Here is a 23,027-nt window from a genome sequence, read left to right on the forward strand (position 1 = left end):
TCGGGATCGGTCGGCCCTCATCCGGTCTGCGACCAGCGTCCGATGTCACCTCGCTCGAGCGCGACGGCGAGCAGTTCCGGGAAACGGTCGGGCGTGCACGCGAAGGCGGGAACTCCGAGTTCGGCGAGTGCCGCCGCGTTGTCGCGGTCGAAGGACGGCGCCCCGTCGTCGGACAGAGCCAGCAACACCACGACCTGCACACCCGCGGCGAGCATCTCCCGGATGCGCGAGAGCATCTCGGCGCGGATGCCGCCCTCGTACAGATCCGAGATGAGCACGAACAGCGAATCGGCCGGGCGCGTGATCAGCGACCTGCTGTAGGCGATCGCCCGATTGATGTCGGTGCCGCCGCCGAGCTGGGTGCCGAACAGCACGTCCACCGGGTCGGCGAGCTTATCGGTCAGGTCCACCACCGCGGTGTCGAAGACGACCAACGAGGTGCGCAGTGCCCGCATCGACGCCAGGACCGCCGCGAACACCGACGCGTACACCACGCTCGACGCCATCGACCCGGACTGGTCCACCGCGAGCACCACGTCGCGTTTCACCGCCTGGGAGCGGCGCCCGTAGCCCACCAGCTTCTCGGGCACCACCGTGCGATGCTCCGGCAGGTAGTGGGCCAGGTTCGCGCGGATCGTGCGATCCCAGTCGATGTCGCGGAGTTTCGGGTTCGACGTCCGCGACGACCGGTCGAGCGCACCCGTGACGGCGGCACGGGTGTGCTGCGCGATGCGAGCCTCGATCTCGCGCACGACCTTCTCGACGACCGTCCGTGCCGTCGCCTTGGTGGTCTCCGGCATCACGCGGTTCAGGCTCAGCAACGTGCCCACGAGATGCACGTCCGGTTCGACGGCTTCGAGCATCTCGGGTTCGAGGAGCAGCCGGGTCAACCCGAGCCGATCCACCGCGTCGCGCTGCATCACCTGGACGACGGATGTCGGGAAGTAGGTGCGGATGTCGCCGAGCCAGCGCGCCACCCGGGGCGCGGACGCGCCGAGACCTGCGGTGCGCGGTGCGGTGCCGTCGCCGGGCGCGGTGTCGTACAGCGCGGCGAGCGCGGCGTCCATGGCGCTGTCGTCGGCCGAGGACAGGGAGCCCGTCGAGTCCTCGGCGGCCTCGCCGAGTGCGAGCCGCCAGCGGCGCAAACGTTCGGTGTCTCCGGATTCGGTTGTCATGCCGACACTCCCAGGATCGACGCGGTGGCGGTCAGGGCGATCCGGCCGCGATCCACGGCGGGCGGTGCCTCCGTGCGGCGGGTGCGTTCGCCCCGCACCGTCTGCCCGAGCAGGCGTCGCTCACCGAAGGCGAACGACCCGAAGGTGCGCCGGAGGACGGGCAGGACGTCGACGAAATCGTCGTCGGTGAGACCGCTGATCCACTCGTCGACGAGATCGAACAGTGCGCTGTCGTGGACGAGCAGGAGTCCGCCCCCGCCGAGGAACCCGTCGATCCAGCGCGCCTTCGCGGGTGCCGATGACCCCACCGACAACGCTCGCGCGACCCGCACGGACGCCTCGTACTCGCCGAGTCGGCCGGTGTCGCGCAGCATCCGGGTGGTGCGGCCGACGAGCAGACCGTCGATGTCGTCACGCTCGCTCACCGACGTCAGTGTGTCGAGCCATCGGACGGTCGCGGTCGGGTCCTCACGCAGCGCGAGAGCGAGATGCACGTCGTCGATCGCGGTGCGCAGTGCATCGGCGGCGTCGTGGTCGAGACCGGTGACCGCCGCCGGGAGACCGGCGCACACACGCGCGAGCAGGGCGTCGCAGACATGTTCCAGGGAGGACAGATCGGTGCCCCGCACATCGCCGTAACGGACGGTGCGCACGAGGGTCGGCAGGGCGCTCATCAGGTGCAGCACATCGTGATCGAGTGCAGCCGCCGCGTCGATCGCCGTCACCAGCGACGGGATCGTGGTCCGCAGGTCGGCGAGCAACGCCCGTTCGAGCAGTTCGGTGAGGTCGGCGAGCGCGATCCCGGAACGAGTGGCACGGTCGGCCACTGTGGCGCCCGCTGCGGATTCCACCGTCGTGCCCCACCGCGACGCCTCGACGATCGCCACCGACAACTCCGGTTCCCACCGCAGCGTCCAGGTCTCGCGGAAGGTGCCGGTCGAGCGCACCTCGCTCTCCGCCGGTCTACCCCAGTCGATACCGAGCAGCGCCAGGCGGTGCAGCAGTCGCGACCGGGCGACGTCGATCTCCCGGCGCAGGTCCAGATCGAGATGCCTGGCTTCGGCGGACCGCTTGAGACGCAACGACTTCGCATTCCGCTGCAGGTCGGTGTCGAGCGGGACGGTGGGGGTGTCCTCGGAGACGGAACCGAGTGCCTCACCGACGACGAGCCGGCGGGAGACGAGACCGAGCAGGACGTCGTCGCCGTCGCACAGCACCGACCGCGTCGCCTCGACGACCTCGTCGAGTCCGGCCACCGCGCGACCGCGCAACGCCGCGAGCGTGTCGGCGAGACGTGTCGCCTCGATGATGTGGGCGCTCGAGACGGGTAGATCCTCCTCGCGCAGGACACGGGCCACGCGGGTGAACCAGCGTGCGGTCGTGTCCGCGGGCTGTGTGAACAGGTGGTGGTACCAGCCGGGTGAGGTGATGCCGGCGCCGTAGCCCGACGACAGCGACAACCGGGAGTGGCTCCACGGCACCCACGTGAGGGTGGTCTTGACCTTGGGCATGCCCTTGAGCAGGCGCGCGTCGGGCGCTGCCGGTCCGAGCCGGCCGGTCAGTGCGGGTGCGTGCATCGCTCCGCACACCACGGCGATCGCGCGGGCCCCGGCCTTGACCGTCGCGCGCAGCACCTGCCGCATGTGCGCCTCGCGTCGCGCGGTGTGGTCGTCGATCCCGACGTCCTCGCGCAGCGCGCGCATCGCGTCCGTGATCTCGTCGAAGGCCTGTGCGGTGCCGTGCTCTACCACCGCGTCCCACCACTGCTCGAAGTCGGAGTATCCGCCGGCGCGGGCGAGTATGCCGAGCAGGTTGTCGGTCGCGCGGTCGCCGACCTCGCGCTCCGCGCCGAGCGACATCGACGCCGGAAGGTCGCAGAACCGCACGTCGGCATCGTGCAGGTACGCCCAGCGCAGGGCCTGCCATTCGGGGGAGAAGGCCGCGAACGGCCAGAACGCCGCCCGCGCCGGTTCGTCGCGTGCGTAGGCCAGCAATGCCACCGGCGGCACCATGTCGTCGGCCACGGTGAGCGGGAGCACCGGATCGGCGTCCGACGGACCCTCGATGAGGACGGTGTCGGGTTCGAACTCCGCGAGTGCCTGCAGGACCGCACGCGCCGAACCCGGCCCGTGGTGCCGGATCCCGAAGACCCGGATCTCCGCGGGCGCATCCGCGCGGTCGAAGAGAGCGTCGGTCACCCGGTGATCTCCCGGCACGCCCGGTAGAAGTCGGTCCAGTCGCCGCGTTCTCGGACGACGGCCTCGAGATATTCGTTCCAGACCACCCGATCGGAGACAGGGTCCTTGACCACCGACCCCAGGATTCCGGCCGCAACGTCGGAGGGCCGAAGCACCCCGTCACCGAAGTGCGCCGACAACGCCAGGCCGCCCGTGACCACCGAGATCGCCTCGGCGGTGGACAGCGTGCCCGACGGGGACTTCAGCTTGGTCCGGCCGTCGGTGGTGACGCCGCTGCGCAACTCCCGGAACACCGTGACGACGCGGCGGATCTCCTCCGCGGCCGCAGGCACGGTGGGAAGTTCGAGTGCGGTGCCGAGCTGTTCGACGCGGCGGGTGACGATCGCGACCTCGTCCTCCTCGCTCGCCGGCAACGGCAACACGACGGTGTTGAACCGTCGACGCAGCGCGGACGACAGGTCGTTGACCCCGCGGTCGCGATCGTTGGCGGTGGCGATGACGTTGAACCCCTTCGTCGCCTGCACCTCGATGCCGAGTTCGGGGACGGGAAGCGTCTTCTCCGACAGGACGGTGATCAGCGCATCCTGCACGTCGGCGGGGATGCGGGTGAGTTCCTCGATCCGTGCCACGGCGCCGTCGCGCATCGCGGTCATGACCGGGGAGGCGACCAGCGCGTCGGCGCTCGGCCCTTCGGCGAGCAACCGCGCGTAGTTCCAGCCGTACCGCACCGACTCCTCGGTCGTACCCGCCGTTCCCTGCACGAGCCGGGTCGACGAACCGCTGATCGCGGCGGCGAGATGCTCCGACACCCAGGTCTTCGCGGTACCCGGCACACCGAGCAGCAACAGTGCCCGGTCGGTCGCCAGGGTCGCCACGGCAACCTCGATCAACCGGCGTGGACCGACGTACTTCGGGGTGATCACGGTGCCGTCGGGCAGTTCGCCGCCGAGCAGATAGGTCACCACCGCCCACGGGGACAGTTGCCACGACGGCGGGCGCAGCCGGTCGTCGAGTCGCGCGAGCGCCGCGAGTTCGTGCGCGTACTGCTGCTCGGCGTGTGGGCGCAGCAGGTCGGTGCCGGACCCGGCGGTCTCGGACGTGCCCGTCTCGGGCATCGCGGCCTCGTCGGTGCCGACAACTGCAGGGGTCGACTCGAAGTCGGTCAACTCAGCTCCTCGTGGATCGTCTTGCGGAGGGTCAGGGTGTCGGCTGCGCTCGCGAACAGGTGCAGGCGACCGAGATCGTCGGTGCGGTTCGCGGCGTCGGCCAGCAGATCGGCCAGCTCGAACGGTGCCCGGTGGGCGAGCAGCGTCAGGACGTCGCGCACCAGACGGGTGGTCGTCAGCTTCGTGTACAGCGCGGTGAGCACCTTCTCGGCGACATCGCGCGGCCACGGCGCCGGGAGCGCGGCGAGCAACGCGTCGTCGAGAACCGCGGGCGGCGACGCCTCGCGCAGGTGCGTGAGCAGGATGTCGCGAGGTACGACCCGGGCGACCGATGTGTCGCCGGTGCCGTCGCGTCGCAGCAACGCCGCGGCCCATCCGCTGTCGCGTTGCCGGACCGCCGCGCGGCCCCACGCGTCCGTCAGTGCCGTGCGGAGGGCGTCGTCGACGTCGAACTCCGGCAGCACCCCGTCTCCGACGTGCTCGCGCCACACCGACAGCGGAGCGGCCGCGACTGCCGCCACCAGCAGATCGCGGGCCGGACCGTCGGAGAGACCGTCGCGGAGTGCGCTCTCGTCCGGCCGTTCGGGGACGGCGAGGGTGACGGTCGAGCCGTCGACGAGCAGCCATTGCCGCACTCGTTCGGTCATGCGTCGCGCGAACGCGGAGTCGGGGAGGCGGGGAAGAAGGTCGAGCGCGACGGCGCGAACCTTGCGGCTACGGTCGTCGAGGGCGCGCTCGAGCAGGTCCTCGTCGTGCGGGCCGAGACCGACCGCGAGCAGGGCGACGAGCTCGGCCCGCTGGGCGGCGGTCTGCGCACCCCATGACGCCGAGAGCGTGGCTGTCGCCGCGGCCGGATCGTGCGCGCGGAGCACCTCGAACCATCGGCGTCGCCGGGCGGGCGGACCGACGTGCCAGGGCGTGTCGTCGAGCGGGTCGGGTGGCAGCAGATCGGCCCATTCCGGGTGGCGCGCGGCCACCCAGCGCCCGCGGGCGCCGGTGAGAGCGATCAGCCGGTCGCGGTGCACCGCGTCGGTGGTCGCGACGATCAGCAGGTCGACCACGATGTCGTGCGACGCGCGGAGCCGGGCCGCCACCTCGAACCATTCGTCGAGTAGCGGGGAGCGGACGGCGAGCAGCGCGCGCAGGCGTTCGGCAGCCGCGCCGGGCAGGACGGGACGGTCGTCGTCCGGGGCCGGCGACGGCAGCTCGCGGATCACCGGCACGGTCGCGGCGGTGAGGAAGGTCGCCTCCAGGGCGGCAGCGGCGAGCAGTGTCGCGGCGGGGTCTCCGGCGAGTTCGCCCGCGGCACCGGCCGTGTGCAGCGCGCCGAACTCCGGAGCGGAGCGTGCCGTTCCGAGAAGTGCTGCGGCCGTCAGCGATTCGGGCAAGGCGGTCACCAGGTCATCACCTGTCCTCCGGTGAACAGTGAGACGGGAGTGAGAGCGGTTCCGTCCCAGTCGCCGCAGACCGTCACGGGACGGCCTCCCGCGACGGCGTGCAGCCGCCAGCGGCTGTCGTCGTCACCGGCCAGCGGCAGTGCCCGTCCGGACGGGTCGACGACGTACCAGCCGTCCTCGCTGTCGGTGGGAGTGACCGCGTCGAGCAGGACGGGCCAGGTGCGCAACCACGGATCTGCTCCGCGCATGCGGGCGTACTCGTCCAGCGCAGCGTCGAGTCCGGTGGCGGGCAGGGTCGTGAACGGCTCCGTCTCCCCGTGCTGCCGGCCGAGTACGGCTCGCAGTGGGGCCGCGCCGGGGTAGAAGTGCAGATCGGCGTCGACCAGCGAACCGGGGAAGGGGAGGGGCGTGGCGAAACGCGCTGTGCCGTGAGCGAAGTCGAGCAGGATCGCCCAGCGTCCGCTCGACCTCCCCCGAAGCCACGTCTTGCGGTTGAACATCCGGCTCTCCTCGGTGACGCGCACGGCGAGGACCTGCCAGCGGTCGCGCACAGCCGGTTCGGCGCGGACCTCCTCGCTGCGGGTGCCGAAACCGAGATGGGTCTGCAGCGCACGCAGGAGCGGCCTCGGCAGCTCGTCGCGCTGCCGGTACGCCACGGCCATGAGGTGCAGGCGCGCATACTCTTCGAGCAGCCTGGCGGGCCAATCGGTTTCGTCGTTCACGACGGCGGCCAGAGCGCGCAGTGCCGACGCCGCGCCGGGAGCCTGGGCATCCACCATGCGGGCAGCGATCGCCTCGTAGATGTCGTAGCCGTGATCCACCGCCCCGAGGCCGTGCCGGATGCGGTCGGTGAGCCAGCGGTCGAGGTCGTCGAGTCCTGCCGCGACCCGCTCGGCGCGACGCCGGGCGGTCGCAGGGTCGGGCGCCTTGACCGGCTCGTCCGCCGGTGCGGGAAGTGTGGTGGACGCGATGCGGGCGGCGAGCCATCCGGTCACGAAGTCGGGCGCCTGCGCGGCCGGCACGGCACCCTCGGACCAGCGCACGAGCAGTGACAGGGCGTGCTTGCAGGGCAGCTTCCGGCTCGGGCACGTGCACGTGTAGGCGGGAGCGCTCGGGTCGATCGCCGTGCGGTACGGCGTGGTGCCGCGTCCGCGGCACAGTCCCCACAGGGCGGTGGTGTCGTGACCGGTCTCGAGCCATGCGGCGGCGACGCCGCGCGCAGCCGTCATCGAGGACGGATCGGGCGCGACGGCGTTGATCTGCTGGAGGGTCCAGGGGGCGGTCACGAGCGTCGAAGGTAGGAGACGGGTCCGACAGGAACGGCGGGATCAGGATGTCGCACGGGTCTCCAGACGTGCGCGGATGCCGTCGACGAACAACCGCAGACCGAATTCGAACCGGACGGCGGGGTCGCCGTCGAGCAGGTCGTCGTCGGCCTCGGCCGGCTGTTCGGTCGCGACATCGGGGGAGAGAGGTGCGCGCGTGAGCGCACCGAGTTGCTCGAGTTGCGCGCGGGACTGCTCGTCGACGGTGTGGCCGAGCACGTAGTGCAGCAGCGCGTAGCCGGTCAGTTCGGCGTACGCCCGGGGCAGACCCGCACGTTCGGCGGTGGCCACGAAGGCGTCGCGGGCCCGGGAAGTGGTCAGCCGGGAGGCGTAGCTCGAGGCGACGAGTTCGGCGCCGTCGCGATGGGCGAGCAGCGCGGCGCGGAAACGGTGCGCCAGCTCGGAGAGGGCGTCGTCCCAGGCATCGCTCGCGGGCGGCTCGTCGACACCATCGAGGATGCGGTCCGCCATGGCGCCGAGCAGGGTCTGCTTGTTCGGGAAGTGCCAGTACAACGCGCCGGGCTGGACGCCGAGCGACGACGCGAGCTTGCGCATCGTCAGGTCGCCGAGCCCGTACTCGTCGAGGATCGCCATGGCGCCGTCGAGGACGTCGCCGCGTCGCAACTGCACTGCTCTTCTGCTCCCGCTTCTCCTGCTGCCCGCGGCGGTACCGCGCCACCGGGGATCCGAACCGAAGGATTCGTGCCTTTGACACTATCGGACGCTTCGCCCTAACCTGAACGCTGTTCAATTGAACGATGTTCAAGTTCTCGCCACCCCAGGAGACGGCAGTGACCCAGGCGCCCGCCCGCACCGACATCCTCGACATCGCTCGCGACCAGGTGCTCCGTCGCGGCATCGGTTTCGACCGCGACCAGACCCTCGAGGTCCTGCAGCTGCCGGACGATCGCATCGACGACCTGCTGGCGGTCGCCCACGACGTGCGCATGGCGTGGTGCGGACCGGAGGTGGAGGTCGAGGGGATCATCAGCCTCAAGACCGGTGGCTGCCCAGAGGACTGCCACTTCTGCTCGCAGTCCGGCCTGTTCGCCTCCCCGGTGCGGGCCGCCCGGCTCGACATCCCGTCGCTCGTCGAGGCCGCGAAGCAGACCGCCAAGACCGGGGCGACCGAGTTCTGCATCGTCGCGGCCGTACGCGGACCCGACGAACGCCTCCTCGCGCAGGTCGCGGCCGGTATCGAGGCGATCCGCAACGAGGTCGACATCCAGATCGCGTGCTCGCTCGGCATGCTCACCCAGGAACAGGTCGACCGACTCGTCGCGATGGGTGTGCACCGCTACAACCACAACCTCGAGACCGCCCGCTCGCACTTCCCGAATGTCGTCACCACCCACACCTGGGAGGAGCGCTTCGAGACGCTGCGCATGGTCCGCGAGGCGGGTATGGAGGTGTGCTGCGGAGGCATCCTCGGAATGGGTGAAACCGTCGAGCAGCGAGCCGAATTCGCAGCCGACCTCGCGGCGCTCGAACCCGACGAGGTACCGCTGAACTTCCTCAATCCGCGCCCCGGCACCCCTTTCGGCGATCTCGAGGTGCTGCCCGCCACCGAGGCGCTCAAGGCGGTGGCGGCCTTCCGATTGGCGTTGCCGCGCACCATCCTCCGGTTCGCCGGTGGCCGCGAGATCACGCTCGGCGACCTCGGCGCGCAGAAGGGGATCCTCGGCGGGATCAACGCCGTCATCGTCGGCAACTACCTCACCACGCTCGGCCGACCGGCAGAGACCGACCTCGATCTGCTCGGCGAACTCAAGATGCCGATCAAGGCCCTCGGCGAGACGATCTGATGTTCGATCCGTTCACCGGCGAAGCGATCGTCGACGGGACGATCCGAACCCGTTCCACAGCAGTGCAACTCGGGCTCGAACCGCCGCGCTTCTGCGCGCAGTGCGGTCGCCGGATGATCGTCCAGATCGCGCCGGACGGGTGGTGGGCACGGTGCTCGCGCCACGGGACCGTCGACTCGGTGATGAGCGAACAACGCTGACCTACCGTGGCGCGTCTCGGATCGTGCCGGGCCGACTGTGCGACCGATTCGCGAAAGTTACGGCGACCGAACGATGTAACTTCGTGTGCATGCTGAATACTCGACTGCTGCCGTTACGCAACGACCGAGCACAGCTGCGGGCGATGATCGGCGACGACGCGGCCGCCTACGCCGCCGGGACGGCAGATCCACTCGTGCGCCGGTACGCGCACCTGCCCGAACCGGCGTATACGGAAGCGTCCGTCGCAGCGTTGATAGACGGCGAGATTCGGCACGGGCTGGAGCGCGGAGATCTGGCCGTACTGACGATCGCCGATCCGGAGACCGATCGCTTTGCCGGCAGCCTGGTGTTGTTCGACATCGCCGACGAGGAGGCAGAAGTCGGATTCTGGTTGCATCCGCACGGTCGTGGGAAAGGGCTCGCTGCCGATGCACTCGAACTTGCGGCCGAGCTCGCGCGGCGCAGCGGATTACTTCGCCTGACCGCGCGCACCCTCCCCGAGAACGAAGCATCACAGCGCGTGCTCGAGCGGTGTGGTTACATCCGCGGTGACCGAACCCGGACCGTCACTCCGTCGGGGGCGGAAGCCCTCGCCGTGCACTACTCACGGGATCTCGGATGATGCGTGTTGTCGCTGTCTCCCGGGCGGGGCGAGCACGCGGGCCTCTGCGAGGCTCGGAACGCTACGGGAGCTCACGTTCTTCGGCAGGATAGGTCACGATCCCGTCGGAACCCACCGACGGCGTCGCGCCCCACTGTCCCAGTTCGTGCTGTCGCGGCTTCGCGTTGTTGACGAGATGCACGACGGTCCATCCCCGTGCGGCGAGGGTGTTCGCGATCAACAGTCGGTGACAGCGCCACGGCATCGGCTCGCCGCACATGATCGCGACGTGCCGATGCTCGGCCAGTTCGGTAAGGCGCTCCAATCCGGCCTCGAAGTCGTCGGTGAGGGTGTAATCGGCGTAGTTCTTGAAACTCGCGTTCTTCCAGCCCGCGTTGACGGCCGGATCGATGCCCTTCTGCTTCGGCCGCCTGCCACCGAGTTCGGTGAGGTGCAGATAGCCGATCCCGGCGCTGTCGAGCCAGGAGGGCATCTCGTCGGCGTCGAACTGCGGGCTGCGGCGCGAACCGGGCATCTTCCGCACGTCGACGACGAGTTCGATGTCGGCCGAGGTCAGCGTGTCGAGCAGGACGGACTGCGGACACGTCCAGTGGCCGATGGTCCACAGGACGCGGGTGTCGGCACTCATGCCTCCATCGTGCCATCACGCGTGCGCCAGCCGGCGGCGCAGTTCCCCGGCGCCGTCGCCCTCCAATCGGGACAACCCCGCGCGACGGCCCGAGAGCAGCAGCAGGATCGCGGAGATCGGTCCCCGCACCTCGGGTCCGGAACCGGAGGACCACTCGGCATCGGTTGCGGTGAGACGGAATCCGTCGAGCGGGAGGTCGGCGAAGACACGGGCCTTCCCGGTGCCGCGGGTGGACCACAACCGAGTGGCGCCCGCTGTTGCGGCGTCCGGCGGCATCGGCAGGTCGCGCTGCAGGGGTATCGCGATGTCCTGGCCGTGGACGAGCAGATCGACCATCGTCTCGAGCGGGGTGATGCCCACATTGTGCCGGCGGGAGCCGATCATTCCCCGGAGATCGGCGATCAACTCGGCCGTCGGCTGTCGGGCGCGGTGCCGGGAGGACTCACGGATGATCGTGTTCACGCCACCGGGATGACGCAGCGCCATCCGAACGAGGTCGACCACGGTGAGCTGCTGTAGCGTGAGGTGGGCCGCGACGTCGCGCACGGTCCAGCCCTCGCACAGCGACGGCCGGCTCCACTCGTCGTCGGTCAGTTGCTCCAGCAGATCGGCGGTGCGTACGCGCTGCTCGTCGATCGCGTTCCAGATGTCGTCGACGTTCATGGGATCACCCGACCTGTGCTCCGCCCGACACACGATCCACCCATTCTAGATCGCGGATCGTGCCCCACCCGAGGATTCCGGTGCCGGTACGGCGTCCTCCGCGGCACGGCTCACCGACTCCCACTCGAGCCAGGTGGCAATCTTCTCCCGGGTGGCGGCCACGGCCGCATCCAGGACGGCGCTGCCCAGGACGATGCGTCGCGGCGGTCGGTCGGCATCGACGACCTCGAGCAGTGCCCGCGCGGCCAGGGCGGGGTGGCTGTCGATGCTCGTGGACGCGCTCTGCTTTTCGATCTCGGCTCGCAGCGAGTCGTAGTCCGATCGCGGAGCGCTCACCGTCATGGTGGTATAGAGGTCGGTCCAGTAGCCGCCCGGCTCGACGATCGTGACGTCGATGCCGAAATGCGCGGCCTCGAGAGCCAGGGCTTCACTGAGTCCTTCGAGGGCGAACTTGCTCGCGCTGTACAGCCCTGTGCCGGGCCCGCTCAGTACGCCCCCGATGCTCGAGATCTGCACGAGATGCCCGCGCCCTCGGCTCCGGAAGGCCGCCATGGCGGCCTGGCTGACCCACATCGCTCCGAAGAAGTTCGTCTCGAACTGTGCACGCGCCTGCTCCTCGGTGAACTCCTCGACGAATCCGTAGGCCATGGTGCCCGCGTTGTCGACGACGATGTCGAGGCCTCCGAAATGCTCGCGGGCGGTGTCGAAAGCGGCGAACACCGCCGTGCGGTCGGTGACGTCGGCCGGGAGTCGGAGGAGACGTTCCGGATCCCGGGGGAGATCGGCCGATTCGATCGATCGGGAGACGGCCACGACGTTGTCGCCTCTCGACAGCGCCGCACGGGCGAACTCCCTGCCCAGGCCGCGGCTCGCGCCGGTGATCAACCAGGTGCGGGGACGGACGCCGGGGGTGGTGGGGGACGCGGTCGTCGGTTGGGCCTTCAATGCATATCTCCTGAGTGAGACGAGACGGTCCGTCTCGTTCATTCGAGGATGACCCTCCGGAGGGCGCCTGTCAAGACGCAACGTCTCGTCTCGATGAGATATCGTCGTCCCATGCCCCCACGCCCCGAAACCGGACACTCCCGGCGGAACCCCGCCTCGCGGAAAGCGATCCTCGATGCCGCTTTCGGCCTGGTCGCCGAGGTCGGCTACTCGAAACTCGGTATCGAGGCGATCGCCGCCCGGGCCGGCGTGGGAAAGCAGACGATCTATCGCTGGTGGCCGTCGAAGGGAGCCGTGCTCCTCGACGCGTATCTGGCACACACGCAGGGCGATGCCGGAGACGAGGCCGCGCTGCCCGACACCGGCGACCTCCGCGCGGACCTCGTCGCGGTGCTGCAGGCCACCGTGGCGGAGCTGCGTGATCCGACGTTCGCCGTCCCCCTGCGAGCGTTGACCGTGGCGGTACTCGAAGACCCCGAACTCGCAGCGGAATACGAACACCGCCTCGACGCGCCGATGCGGGAGATGAAGAAGGCCAGGCTCCGGGCCGCGCAGAGTGCGGGGCAACTGCCGGACGACCTCGATCTCGATGTCGCCGTGGACATGTTGTTCGCGCCTGTCGCCCAGAAGTGGTCGACCGCCGGCGAGCCCCCGTCGGACGGCTATGTCCGCACTCTGGTCGAGACCGTTCTCTCCGGCCTGACGCGTCCGTCCGAGGGCGACCGGTCCGCCGATCTGTAACGTACGACTCCTCTTGTCCGACACACACGTCGGAATCACATGACGATCAGGGGAGGGGCAGCATGGGTTCGGTCGATGTTCTGGAATGGATCCGCGAAGGTTATCTGGCGGGCGACCCGCTGCGCTCGGCGCTGTTCGTCGGGTCGGCCTTCCTGACGATGCCGCTGCAGTTGCTCGAGGTCATCATGGGACGGCCTTTCTGATCTCCTCCGGGAGGTTCACACCGGCGGTCGCAGGGCGGCGAATTCGTCCGTCACGCGCAGCCTGGAATCGGTGAAGCGGTAGAGCGCCGGGGGGCGACCTCCCGCTTTGCCGGACGGTGCGGTGTTGCCGGTGCGGGTGAGCACGTTCCGGCGCGCCAGCACCTGTTGGAGATTGGTGGCATCCACCTCGTAACCCAATGCAGCGCAATAGATGTCGCGCAGCGTGGACATCGAGAACTCCGCCGGTGCGAGGCCGAATGCGATGTTCGTGTACGACAGCTTCGCGGCAAGGCGCGCATGGGCGTTCGCCACCATCACCCCGTGGTCGAAGGACATCGCGGGAAGGTCCGAGACCGGATGCCAGGCCGTATCGGACGGCAGCTGGGGATCCGAGGTGAGGGGGATCAGACCGAGATAGGTCGACGCGATCGTGCGCGGTCCCGGCACCCGATCCGGGTCGGAGAAGACCGACAGCTGTTCGAGGTGCGCGACCTTGCGGACGTCGACCTTCTCCGCCAGTTGCCGCCTCGCCGACGTCGTGAGGTCCTCGTCGTTGCGTAGTTGGCCGCCGGGGAGCGACCACGTGCCGGCCTGCGGATCGAGGGCCCGCTGCCACAGCAGCACCCCGAGTTCGGGCTCCTCGCGGAGGGCTCCCGAGGCGTCCGGGAAGCGGCGAACCTGGAACACGGCGATGAGCACTTCGTGGCGGGTGTTACCATGTGTCATGTTTTCGATCCTAAGTCGAAAACCTCGAATACGGCAATTCCGGTAGAACCCGCCGGGATGACACCCTCGAAGGAGCTAGGCCATGACCACGACCGAGTGGGCGGGAGCCGCCACCATCGTCGACGGCCCCGGCGGATACACGGGCGTCGAGGCGACGCCGGAGTGGGCCGAGGAGGTCCGCCGGTTGGCCCGTGAGCGCAACGCCACGCTGCTCGCGCACAACTACCAGCTTCCCGCGATCCAGGACGTCGCCGACCACGTCGGCGACTCGCTCGCGCTCTCGCGTATCGCCGCCGAGGCCGAGGAGGACACCATCGTCTTCTGCGGCGTGCACTTCATGGCCGAGACCGCGAAGATCCTCAGCCCGAACAAGACGGTGCTCATCCCCGACGAGCGCGCCGGCTGCTCGCTCGCCGACTCGATCACCGCCGACCAGCTGCGCGAGTGGAAGGCCGACCACCCCGACGCCGTGGTGGTCTCGTACGTCAACACCACCGCCGAGGTCAAAGGCCTGACCGACATCTGCTGCACGTCCTCGAACGCCGTCGACGTCGTCGCGTCCATCGACCCCGACCGCGAGGTGCTGTTCCTGCCCGACCAGTTCCTCGGCGCCCATGTCAAGCGCGTCACCGGTCGCGAGAACATGCACATCTGGGCCGGGGAGTGCCACGTGCACGCCGGCATCAACGGCGACGAGCTCGCCGCGCAGGCCAAGGCGCACCCCGACGCCGACCTGTTCGTCCACCCCGAGTGCGGCTGCGCCACCTCGGCGCTCTACCTCGCCGGGGAGGGCTTCGTGCCCGACGACAAGGTCAGGATCCTGTCCACCGGCGGCATGATCGACGCCGCGCAGGAGACCGGCGCGAAGCAGGTCCTCGTCGCCACCGAGGTCGGCATGCTGCACCAGCTCCGCAAGGCCGCGCCCGGCATCGACTTCCAGGCGGTCAACGACCGCGCATCGTGCCCCTACATGAAGATGATCACCCCCGCCGCCCTGCTCCGCTGCCTGCAGGAGGGACGCGACGAGGTCCACGTCGCCGCCGACGTCGCCGAGCGGGCCCGCCTGTCGGTGCAGCGCATGATCGCCATCGGCAACCCGGGCAGCGGCGAGTGACCACCGCCATCACGGTCGCGTGGGAGGACCACGCCGACCTGGTGGTCGTCGGGGGTGGCGTCGCCGGTCTCACGGCCGCGCGCGCCGCCTCCCGGCGCGGCGCGCGGGTGCTCACGGTGAGCAAAGGGGGCCCCACCGACACGGCCACCCAGTACGCCCAGGGCGGTATCGCCGTGGTGGCGCCGGTGGGCGACAGCGTCGACGCCCACGTCGCCGACACACTTGCCGCAGGCGGGGGATTGTGCGACGAGGACGCGGTGCGCTCGATCGTCACCGCCGGCCCCGATGCCGTCACCGCCCTGCGCGATCTCGGCGCGGTGTTCGACACCGCCGGAGACGGCGACATCGCCCGCACCCGCGAGGGTGGGCACAGCACCCGCCGCATCATTCACGCCGGTGGCGACGCGACCGGCGCCGAAGTTCAGCGCGCCCTCGGCGAGGCGGGCTTGCCCGTCCTGTTCGGCGCCGCTGCCGCCCGGGTCCTCACCGACGCGCGGGGTGTCACCGGACTGCTCGTCCTCGACGAGCGCGGGTACGGCGTCGTCCACGCCCCGGCCGTGTTGCTCGCGACCGGTGGCCTCGGGCAGCTGTACGCGTGCAGCACGAATCCGCCCGGCGCCACGGCCGACGGCATCGCGCTGGCCCTGGCCGCCGGCGCCGGTGTCGCCGACCTCGAATTCGTCCAGTTCCACCCGACCGTGCTGTTCGCGGAAGGCGGCACCGGACGTCGGCCGCTCATCAGCGAAGCAGTGCGCGGGGAGGGAGCACGATTGGTCGACTCCCGCGGCCGATCGATCACCGAGGGTGTGCATCCGCTCGGCGACCTCGCACCCCGCGACGTCGTCTCGCGGGCCATCGCCGAGCGACTCACTGCACTCGGTGAGGATCACGTGTACCTCGACGCCCGTCACCTCGACGGCTTTGCCACGCGTTTTCCGACCATCACGGCGATGTGTGCCGACGCCGGTCTCGATCCGGCCCGTGATCTGCTGCCGGTCGCTCCCGCCGCGCACTATTCGTGCGGCGGTGTCGTCACCGATGTGCACGGCCGCACCCGCATTCCCGGTCTGTACGCGGCCGGTGAGGTGGCACGTACCGGCCTGCACGGCGCGAACCGGCTCGCCTCCAACAGCCTTCTCGAAGGGCTCGTCCTCGGCGAGCGCGCGGGGATGGCCGCGGCGATCGAACGGGCCGGAACGCGTGTCGAGACCGACGGCATTCCCGCCGTCGCCCCGCCCGTCTGTGATCGGACGGTGCTGCAGCAGCTCATGACCCGGCACGCGCTGGTCGTGCGCGACGCGAACGGACTGGCCGCTGCCGCAGTCGAACTCGACAGGATGAGCGTCGCTGCAAGCTGTACCGACGCCGATCGGCTCGAGGACTCGGCCCTCACCGTCACCGCGCGGGCCCTGCTGCTCGCGGCGCAGCGCCGCACCGAATCGCGGGGATGCCACACCCGCAGCGACCGTCCGGACACCGACCCGACGCAGGCACGCAGCCTCGAACTGCGCATCGACGATGACGGCGAGTTGTCCTTCACCACACCGGAACTGACAGGAGTCAACTGAGATGACCACCGCCCTGCCCGACGGACTCGACCTCGCCGAGACCCGCGAGCTGGTCCGGAAGGCGCTCGACGAGGACCTGCGCTACGGACCGGACGTCACCACCGACGCCACCGTGCCCGCCGACGCTGTCGCCACCGCCTCGGTGGTCGCGCGGCAGGCCGGCACCCTCGCCGGTCTGGACGTCGGTCTGCTCGTCCTCGACGAGGTCATCGGTGCCGATCATTACGGCGTGCTCGATCGCAGGTCCGACGGGGAGCGGGTGCTGCCCGGCGATTCGGTCCTGACCGTCGAGGCGCCGACCCGCGGCCTGCTCACCGCCGAGCGCACGATGCTCAATCTCCTGTGTCACCTGTCGGGCATCGCGACGGCGACCTCGCACTGGGTCGATGCGGTGACGGGCACCGAGGCGAAGATCCGCGACAGCCGCAAGACACTGCCGGGAATGCGCGCGCTGCAGAAGTACGCCGTGCGGAGGGGTGGCGGCGTCAACCACCGCATGGGGCTCGGCGACGAGGCGCTGATCAAGGACAACCATGTCGCGGCGGCCGGTTCGGTGGTCGCGGCGCTGCGAGCCGTCCGCGAGCATGCCCCCGACATCGCGTGCGAGGTGGAGGTCGACACCCTCGAACAGTTCGACGAGGTGCTCGCCGAGAACGTCGAGTTGATCCTGCTCGACAACTTCCCGCTGTGGCAGACGCAGATCGCGGTGCAGCGGCGCAACACCCACGCGCCGCAGACACGACTCGAATCCTCCGGCGGCCTGTCCCTCGACGTCGCCGCGGACTACGCGCGCACGGGCGTCGACTTCCTCGCGGTGGGTGCGCTCACCCACTCTGTGACCGTCCTGGACTTCGGCCTCGACATGTGAGCGTGCAGGTCGCAGGTCGCGGCACGGATGAATCGGATGCGCCACCGGAACATCCGTCGGTGAGACGGTCCCCGCACGTGCGCTTTCTGGGGTAGAACTGACAGCACATCGACGTGCCGGTACCGGTCACGTAGGGGCGGTGCTCCGGTTGTCGCCGGTGCCGGGTGGGGGAGGAAGACAGAACACGATGCGGTTACCGATGTCACCGACCGACTCGATGTTCCTGCTCGGCGAGTCGCGCGACCACCCGATGCATGTCGGCGGTCTCCTGCTGTTCCAGCCGCCGGAGGGCAAGGACGCGAGTGACCTGAAGTCGATGTTCGCCGAGGCGCTCGCCCGGGAGGAACCCGCCGGGCCGCTGTGGCGCAAGCGGCCCACCCGCTCGCTGTTCACCCTCGGGCAATGGGCCTGGGAGGACGATCCGCGTTTCTCGATCGACTACCACGTCCGGTTCAACGCGCTGCCGTCCCCGGGCACGATGGACGATCTGTGGGAACTCGTCTCCCGTCTGCACGCCTCGCTGCTCGACCGCACGCGCCCACTGTGGGAGATGCATCTGATCGAAGGGCTGGCAGACGGTCGCTACGCCCTGTACGTGAAGATCCACCACGCGCTCGCCGACGGGGTGGGGGCCATGCGTCTGATGCGCCGCGCGCTCAGCACCGACCCGGAACGCACCGACATGCCGGCGCCGTGGGCGGTCGACGACGCCCGGTCGCCGAGCCGCTCGGCGATGGGCACCGCGATCGGGTTCCCCGGTGCGGTCGTCCGTGCGGCGACCGGCGTGGTGAACGACGCGGTGAACGTCGTGTCCGAGGCGGTCGCTCTGGTTCCGGCGCTCGTCGGCACCGTCGACCGGGCACTGCACAATCGCGGGGGTTCGTTGTCGCTGGGCGCTCCGAACACCATCCTCAACCGTCAGATCTCCGGATCGCGCAGGTTCGCGGCCCGGTCGTGGCCGATCGAACGCCTGCGCATGGTGGCCAAGGCGGCCGACGCGACACTCAACGACGTCGTCCTGGAACTGTCGGGTGGGGCTCTACGGGCGTTCCTCACCGAACACGATGCGCTGCCGGACGATTCGCTGGTTGCCATGGTTCCGGTGTCGTTGCGCCAGAGCACGAACTCGTCGGGCAACGAGATCGGCATCCTCATGTGCACGCTCGGCACGCAGTGCGCCGACCCGGTGGAACGGCTTGCGCGCGTGCGGGGTTCGATGATCGAGGGCAAGCATGCGATGAATTCGATGTCGAAGCTCGGTCGTCTCGCGACGAGCGCGGTGGGCGTGGCACCCCTTGCGGTGGGGGTGCTCACCGGTAACCGGGCGCTCCCACGGCCGCCGTTCAACGTGATCGTCTCGAACGTGCCGGGACCCGATTCGCCGCTGTACTGGAACGGTGCGCGCGTCGACGCGTTGTATCCGCTGTCGGTGCCCGTCGACGGACAGGCGCTGAACATCACGTGCACGAGTACCGACGACGAGATCGCCTTCGGGCTGACGGCGTGCGGCCGCACGGTGCCGGACCTTGCCCGGCTGCTCGATCACCTCGACGACGAACTCGGCGCCCTGGAATCCGCTCTCGGAGTCCGGGTGGAGGTCGACGACGAGGGGAGCGGGGAGGGAGACGCCGGGAACGACTGACCGTGCCGTTTCGAGAATCGGCGCGCCGCATCGCCGAACGGCCCGGGATGAGTCAGGACGTCGCCGCCACACGGCGGGCGTGCGGCGTCCACACTTCGGTGAGGGTGCGGCGGCCGATGAACAGCCCGATGTGACCGGCGTCGGCGACGGTGCTGGTGATCCTCTGCGGCGGGGTCGATACGTACTCCGCGAGCGTGGTGACCTGCCGGGGAGTCGCGATCGGGTCGGCGGAGCCGGCGATCAGATGGACCGGGCAGTCGACGGCCGCGAGATCGACGACGCGTCCTTCGGCCTTCAGGCTGCCGGCGACGAGTTCGTTGCCCACGAACAGGTGGCGCATTATCCACGCGCGGAAGGCCGAAGGGATCTCCTGCTTCCACGTGAACCAGTGCCGTTCGGCCTCCCAGCGCGCCACTTCGTCGGGATCGTGGAGCAGGGCGAGCAGCGTCATCGCTCGTTCGATCTCACCGATCGGATCGGTGGTCGGCACTCCGACGGTCCGAGCCGCCCCGTACCAGAAGTCGATCGTTGTGGCCGCGGCACCGTGGGGCGCGCGGGCCAGCACCGACAACGCCGGCTGGTCGACGTGGAAGTCGATGGGTGCTCCCGCCACGGTCAGCGAGTGCACGCGCTCGGGATGCAATGCCGCGTAGACCGTGCCGAGCCACCCGCCCTGACTGTCGCCGATCAGGTTCACCCGGTCACCGAGATGGTCGACGGCCTCGGCGACGACCGCCAGGTGCTCGTCGATCGAGCAGCCGTCCGTCGCGAGGGTCGCGGGCGCCCAGTCGAGACAGTGCAGGCGGGTCAGGCCACCGGCTCGGAGGGCTTCGACCTGACTGCGGTCGGCGGAATGGTCGACGATGCACGAATGGGTGCCCGCCTGCGGCGGCAACAGCAGCGTCGGGATCTCGTCGCGTGCGGGGTCGGAGGTGCTGCAATCACGCAGGCCTCCGAGGGGCCACCGGCGCACGACCGGCCAGTCCGTGGTCCAGCGCGGCGGCGTGGCCGATGTCAGGGCGCGGCTGTACCGGTTCGCGTCGGAGATCAGCGTGCACGGCGTGGCGCCGCGTCGTACGAGGCCGGCGAGATAGCCGCTCCAGCCGGCGATCGCCGCGGTCCCGAGACGAAACGGGGCCGCGGCGATCCGGGCTGGTGTCAGGGTCAGCATGCACTGCACCGGAGAACGTCCGCTGATGCGGTGTTCGGTATCGACTGCATCGAGTGAGTCGACGATTACTTCAGCAGGTCGCGAGCAGTGCTCGTGACGGTGGTGGTGAGCTCGCGAGCGAAGGAGACCTGCGCCTTGGCGAGATCGGCGACCCACTCGACGGGGGTGGCGTCGGCGACCTTCTCCTGCAGATCCAGGAGGCTCGAGACGGCCTTCTCGTAGGTGTCGACACCGAGGTTTCCGCTCTGCTTCGCGGCGTCGACGAACTTCGCGTTGAACTCCTGGAAGCGCTCGGTGGCCTCGTCGACGGTCTTGGTGAACTCGGTCGCGGCCTTGTCGGCAACCGCAGCGGCCGTCGAGGTCAGCTTCTCGGCCGACTGCTGGGCCGTTGCGGTGGCCTCGGCGGCGGCCTTCGTGGCGGCTTCGGTCGCCTTGGCCGTGGCATCGGTGGCCTTGGCGGCGGTGGTCTTGGTCGGTGCGGTCATGGTGTGTACCTTCCGTGGGCGCTCGTGACAGGAGCGGGGCTTCCCCTGTGGGGGTGCGCTCGGATCAGCGCTGTTAGCAGGTTAGCAATATGATAGCTAACGCGCAACGTCACTCGAAGACATAGGTTCCCGGGGCATCGCACCGCGGCGGATGCTGCGCGCTGCCCATCGCCGGGGGAGCGACCAGCTCACCGGCGCGCTTCGTCGACCATGCGGTCCAGTCCTCCCACCACGACCCGGCGGTGCGAGTGGCCTTCTCCGACCACGCCTTCGGGTCCTCGGGCAGCGTCGGCAGCTTCTCGCCGTCGGGCGCGCCGACGGCCTCGAACCAGGCCTTCGGGTTGGGGGGATTGACCGCGCCGGCCACATGGCCGCCGCTGGTCAGGACGTACCGGACCGACCCGCCGAGCAGGCCCGTGGCCTTATACGATGACGTCCACGGCACGATGTGGTCGTTGATCGCGCCCACCACATAGGTGTCGCACGTGATGTCCGACAGGTCGAGGACCTCGCCGTCGAGCTCGTACACGCCGCGCGCGAGCTCGTTGCGGCCGTACAGCGACCGCAGGTAGTGCGAGTGCATCTTCGCCGGCATGCGGGTGCTGTCCTCGTTCCACGCGAGGATGTCGAAGGCGGCGGGCTTCTCGCCCTTCATCCACCGCGACACCCAGTAGTTGAAGATCAGATCGCGCGCGCGGATCATGTCGAAGCTGCCGGCCATCTCGTTGCCGGAGAGGAAGCCCTGCTTGCTCATCCGGAACTCGACGCGGTCGAGTGTGGCCGGGTCGGTCAGCAGTGCCAGCTCGCCGACCTCGCTGTAGTCCAGGAGTGTGTTGAGCATCGTGAACGCGCTGATCCGCTTGTCGCCCAGCCTGCCCATGCGGGCCGCGGCCATCGCCGCCATCGCGCCGCCCAGGCAGATCGACAGCACCTCGATACGCGAGGATCCGGTGATCTCCTCGACGGCGTCGAGAGCCGCCGCGACACCCTGCCGGTAGTAGTCGTCCATCGTGATCTCGTGCATCGACTCGTCCGGGTTGCGGTACGAGATCGCGAACACGGTGCGGTTGTGCTGCACGGCCCACTCGATGAGGCTGCGCTGCGGCGCGAGATCGAGGATGTAGTACTTGTTGATCCACGGTGGCGCCGCCAGGATCGGGATCTCGTGCACCTCACCGGTCTGGGGGGCGTACTGGATGACCTCGATGAGGTCGTTGCGGAAGACGACCTTGCCGGGGGTCGCGGCCATGTTCTCGCCGAGGGTGAACGCCTCGCGGTCGACCTTGAGCGGCAGGCCCTTCCGGTGCACGACATCCTCGATGGCGTACTTCGCGCCGCGGAACAGGCTTGCGCCACCGGTGTCTAGCGCGCGCACGAGCACACCCGGGTTGATGAGGAAGTTCGAGGGGGCGAGTGCGTCGAACATCAAGTTCGCGAACTGGCGGGCCTTGCCGTCCTGCACGGGATCGCCCGAGCCGGCGTCGGCGAGATCCTCGACGTACTCGCGGGTGGCGAGATAGCTCTGCAGCAGCGAGAAGTAGGCCGGGTTCTCCTTCCAGGCGGCATCGGAGAACCGGCGGTCCTTCGAATCCAGCGGCATCGGGGGCTGCGGATCGGCGGCGTTCCACACGCGTGTCGCCGCTGCCGGGATGTTCGCCAGGCGGGTGGCGTACTCCGTGGTCGCGCCGGCCACGGCCCGCGGATTCTTCACTGCACGGCCGGCGACGGATGCGACGGCCGGTCCCCACCCGATCGGGTCGAGGGAGGAGGTGAGCTTCTTCTGCAGATGGTTGAGCACCGAGCAACTCCAGAACTGGGTGAATGGTCCGGAGCCGATGGTGACGTCGCCGAGAAAGGTGCGCATCTTACCCCCAGGTACGTGCTACCTGCATGTTCGTCGATGAGGCGACGAAATCGGGCTGACCTCGGACGCTGGGTGGCGCACGAACGCACTCGGTACCGATTGTGAGAATGCTCACTTCTCGTCGGGTTCGCGTCCTCCACCACGCCGACGGCGCGCGACGGTGACCTCGCGGAACGCCTCGTACATCTCCTCGAGCGAACGCCGTTGGGGATTGGTCAGGTCGGGATCCTCGCGGATCGCCCGCAGGACCGCGGACTCCGCTCCGTCGTCGGCCTGCGCGTGGGTCGCGAGGGTGTCCGCTGACAGGTGCAACTGTTCGGCGATCGCTTGCAGCACACGCTCGCTCGGCGCCCGCAGGTTCCGCTCGATCTGCGACAGGTACGGATTCGAAATGCCCACCATCGCCGCGAGTTGACGCATGGGCAGTTCTGCGAGCTCACGCTGGCGGCGGATCAATTCGCCCAACGTGCTCGGGCGCGACTCGTCCTCGTCCATGCCGTCAGCATAAGCACGGTGATCC

General features: G+C 69.5%; 23 protein-coding genes. 9 read left to right on the plus strand and 14 right to left on the minus strand.

Annotated elements, in window-relative coordinates:
- Positions 1–17: 17 nt before the first annotated feature.
- From QR64_RS11215 to QR64_RS11240, 6 genes are read right to left on the minus strand one after another with little or no spacing between them, the layout of a single operon-like run.
- Positions 18–1,175: a VWA domain-containing protein gene (locus QR64_RS11215; RefSeq protein WP_039585203.1), complete on the minus strand. Its 1,158-nt coding sequence runs from the start codon at positions 1,173–1,175 to the stop codon at positions 18–20.
- Positions 1,172–3,373 carry a DUF5682 family protein gene (locus QR64_RS11220; RefSeq protein ID WP_033097628.1) on the minus strand — a complete coding sequence of 734 codons (2,202 nt, stop codon included), beginning with the start codon at positions 3,371–3,373 and terminating at the stop codon, positions 1,172–1,174. Before QR64_RS11220 ends, QR64_RS11215 begins: the two co-directional genes overlap by 4 nt.
- Entirely contained in the window at positions 3,370–4,488 is a 1,119-nt protein-coding gene (locus QR64_RS11225) for an ATP-binding protein (RefSeq protein ID WP_039585252.1), read from the minus strand. The genes QR64_RS11220 and QR64_RS11225 overlap by 4 nt, the downstream gene beginning before the upstream one ends.
- A gap of 47 nt (positions 4,489–4,535) precedes the next feature.
- Entirely contained in the window at positions 4,536–5,936 is a 1,401-nt protein-coding gene (locus QR64_RS11230) for a DUF5691 domain-containing protein (protein ID WP_019289723.1), read from the minus strand.
- Complete coding sequence (locus QR64_RS11235; protein WP_039585204.1) at positions 5,933–7,222, minus strand: SWIM zinc finger domain-containing protein; 1,290 nt, start codon at positions 7,220–7,222, stop codon at positions 5,933–5,935. The genes QR64_RS11230 and QR64_RS11235 overlap by 4 nt, the downstream gene beginning before the upstream one ends.
- Before the next feature lie 42 nt (positions 7,223–7,264).
- A complete protein-coding gene (locus QR64_RS11240; RefSeq protein ID WP_039585205.1) occupies positions 7,265–7,891 on the minus strand; it encodes a TetR/AcrR family transcriptional regulator C-terminal domain-containing protein in 627 nt (208 codons plus the stop codon).
- A gap of 161 nt (positions 7,892–8,052) precedes the next feature.
- On the opposite strand from QR64_RS11240, the gene bioB reads away from it, so the two are divergent.
- The 3 genes from bioB to QR64_RS11255 all read left to right on the plus strand — a co-directional run bounded on the left by bioB (position 8,053) and on the right by QR64_RS11255 (position 9,889).
- On the plus strand, positions 8,053–9,066 hold the full coding sequence (bioB, locus tag QR64_RS11245) for a biotin synthase BioB (RefSeq protein WP_019289721.1): 1,014 nt from the start codon (positions 8,053–8,055) through the stop codon (positions 9,064–9,066).
- Positions 9,066–9,266 (plus strand): hypothetical protein, encoded by a 201-nt coding sequence (locus QR64_RS11250; RefSeq protein WP_006554091.1) that lies wholly within the window; start codon positions 9,066–9,068, stop codon positions 9,264–9,266. Before bioB ends, QR64_RS11250 begins: the two co-directional genes overlap by 1 nt.
- An 89-nt stretch (positions 9,267–9,355) precedes the next feature.
- Entirely contained in the window at positions 9,356–9,889 is a 534-nt protein-coding gene (locus tag QR64_RS11255) for a GNAT family N-acetyltransferase (RefSeq protein ID WP_006554090.1), read from the plus strand.
- Positions 9,890–9,950: 61 nt separating this feature from the next.
- Here the strand turns inward: QR64_RS11255 and QR64_RS11260 are convergent, their stop codons facing one another.
- From QR64_RS11260 to QR64_RS11270, 3 genes are read right to left on the minus strand one after another with little or no spacing between them, the layout of a single operon-like run.
- Positions 9,951–10,517, minus strand: a complete 567-nt coding sequence (locus QR64_RS11260; protein WP_006554089.1) for a DUF488 family protein — start codon at positions 10,515–10,517, stop codon at positions 9,951–9,953.
- 15 nt (positions 10,518–10,532) lie between these two features.
- Positions 10,533–11,180, minus strand: a complete 648-nt coding sequence (locus QR64_RS11265; protein ID WP_006554088.1) for a maleylpyruvate isomerase family mycothiol-dependent enzyme — start codon at positions 11,178–11,180, stop codon at positions 10,533–10,535.
- Between the two features lie 45 nt (positions 11,181–11,225).
- Positions 11,226–12,125, minus strand: coding sequence for an SDR family NAD(P)-dependent oxidoreductase (locus QR64_RS11270; protein ID WP_033097691.1), 900 nt, complete (start codon positions 12,123–12,125; stop codon positions 11,226–11,228).
- A gap of 111 nt (positions 12,126–12,236) precedes the next feature.
- Between QR64_RS11270 and QR64_RS11275 the strand changes: the two genes are divergently transcribed.
- Both QR64_RS11275 and QR64_RS27170 read left to right on the plus strand, forming a co-directional pair.
- Positions 12,237–12,866, plus strand: coding sequence for a TetR/AcrR family transcriptional regulator (locus QR64_RS11275; RefSeq protein WP_039585206.1), 630 nt, complete (start codon positions 12,237–12,239; stop codon positions 12,864–12,866).
- A gap of 62 nt (positions 12,867–12,928) precedes the next feature.
- Entirely contained in the window at positions 12,929–13,069 is a 141-nt protein-coding gene (locus QR64_RS27170; protein WP_006554085.1) for a hypothetical protein, read from the plus strand.
- A gap of 15 nt (positions 13,070–13,084) precedes the next feature.
- Here QR64_RS27170 and QR64_RS11280 read toward each other — a convergent pair whose 3' ends face one another.
- On the minus strand, positions 13,085–13,795 hold the full coding sequence (locus QR64_RS11280) for an NUDIX hydrolase (RefSeq protein ID WP_039585207.1): 711 nt from the start codon (positions 13,793–13,795) through the stop codon (positions 13,085–13,087).
- 82 nt (positions 13,796–13,877) lie between these two features.
- Between QR64_RS11280 and nadA the strand changes: the two genes are divergently transcribed.
- The 4 genes from nadA to QR64_RS11300 all read left to right on the plus strand — a co-directional run bounded on the left by nadA (position 13,878) and on the right by QR64_RS11300 (position 18,987).
- The gene (gene nadA, locus QR64_RS11285) at positions 13,878–14,909 is read left to right on the plus strand and encodes a quinolinate synthase NadA (protein WP_039585208.1); all 1,032 of its coding nucleotides are present in this window, start codon (positions 13,878–13,880) and stop codon (positions 14,907–14,909) included.
- Complete coding sequence (locus tag QR64_RS11290; protein ID WP_039585209.1) at positions 14,906–16,477, plus strand: L-aspartate oxidase; 1,572 nt, start codon at positions 14,906–14,908, stop codon at positions 16,475–16,477. Before nadA ends, QR64_RS11290 begins: the two co-directional genes overlap by 4 nt.
- Before the next feature lies 1 nt (position 16,478).
- Positions 16,479–17,345, plus strand: a complete 867-nt coding sequence (gene nadC, locus QR64_RS11295) for a carboxylating nicotinate-nucleotide diphosphorylase (protein ID WP_033097634.1) — start codon at positions 16,479–16,481, stop codon at positions 17,343–17,345.
- Between the two features lie 199 nt (positions 17,346–17,544).
- Positions 17,545–18,987: a WS/DGAT/MGAT family O-acyltransferase gene (locus QR64_RS11300; protein WP_039585210.1), complete on the plus strand. Its 1,443-nt coding sequence runs from the start codon at positions 17,545–17,547 to the stop codon at positions 18,985–18,987.
- A 52-nt stretch (positions 18,988–19,039) separates the two neighbouring features.
- Here QR64_RS11300 and QR64_RS11305 read toward each other — a convergent pair whose 3' ends face one another.
- From QR64_RS11305 to QR64_RS11320, 4 genes are all read right to left on the minus strand, one after another.
- Positions 19,040–20,158, minus strand: a complete 1,119-nt coding sequence (locus tag QR64_RS11305) for an alpha/beta fold hydrolase (protein ID WP_039585211.1) — start codon at positions 20,156–20,158, stop codon at positions 19,040–19,042.
- Positions 20,159–20,223: 65 nt separating this feature from the next.
- Positions 20,224–20,643, minus strand: coding sequence for a hypothetical protein (locus tag QR64_RS11310; RefSeq protein WP_006554079.1), 420 nt, complete (start codon positions 20,641–20,643; stop codon positions 20,224–20,226).
- Between the two features lie 109 nt (positions 20,644–20,752).
- A complete protein-coding gene (locus tag QR64_RS11315) occupies positions 20,753–22,507 on the minus strand; it encodes a PHA/PHB synthase family protein (RefSeq protein WP_230826261.1) in 1,755 nt (584 codons plus the stop codon).
- A gap of 111 nt (positions 22,508–22,618) precedes the next feature.
- Positions 22,619–23,002, minus strand: coding sequence for a helix-turn-helix domain-containing protein (locus QR64_RS11320; RefSeq protein ID WP_006554077.1), 384 nt, complete (start codon positions 23,000–23,002; stop codon positions 22,619–22,621).
- Between the last annotated feature and the right edge of the window lie 25 nt (positions 23,003–23,027).

This window comes from Rhodococcus sp. Chr-9, assembly GCF_000801125.1.
Taxonomy (GTDB): domain Bacteria; phylum Actinomycetota; class Actinomycetes; order Mycobacteriales; family Mycobacteriaceae; genus Rhodococcus; species Rhodococcus pyridinivorans.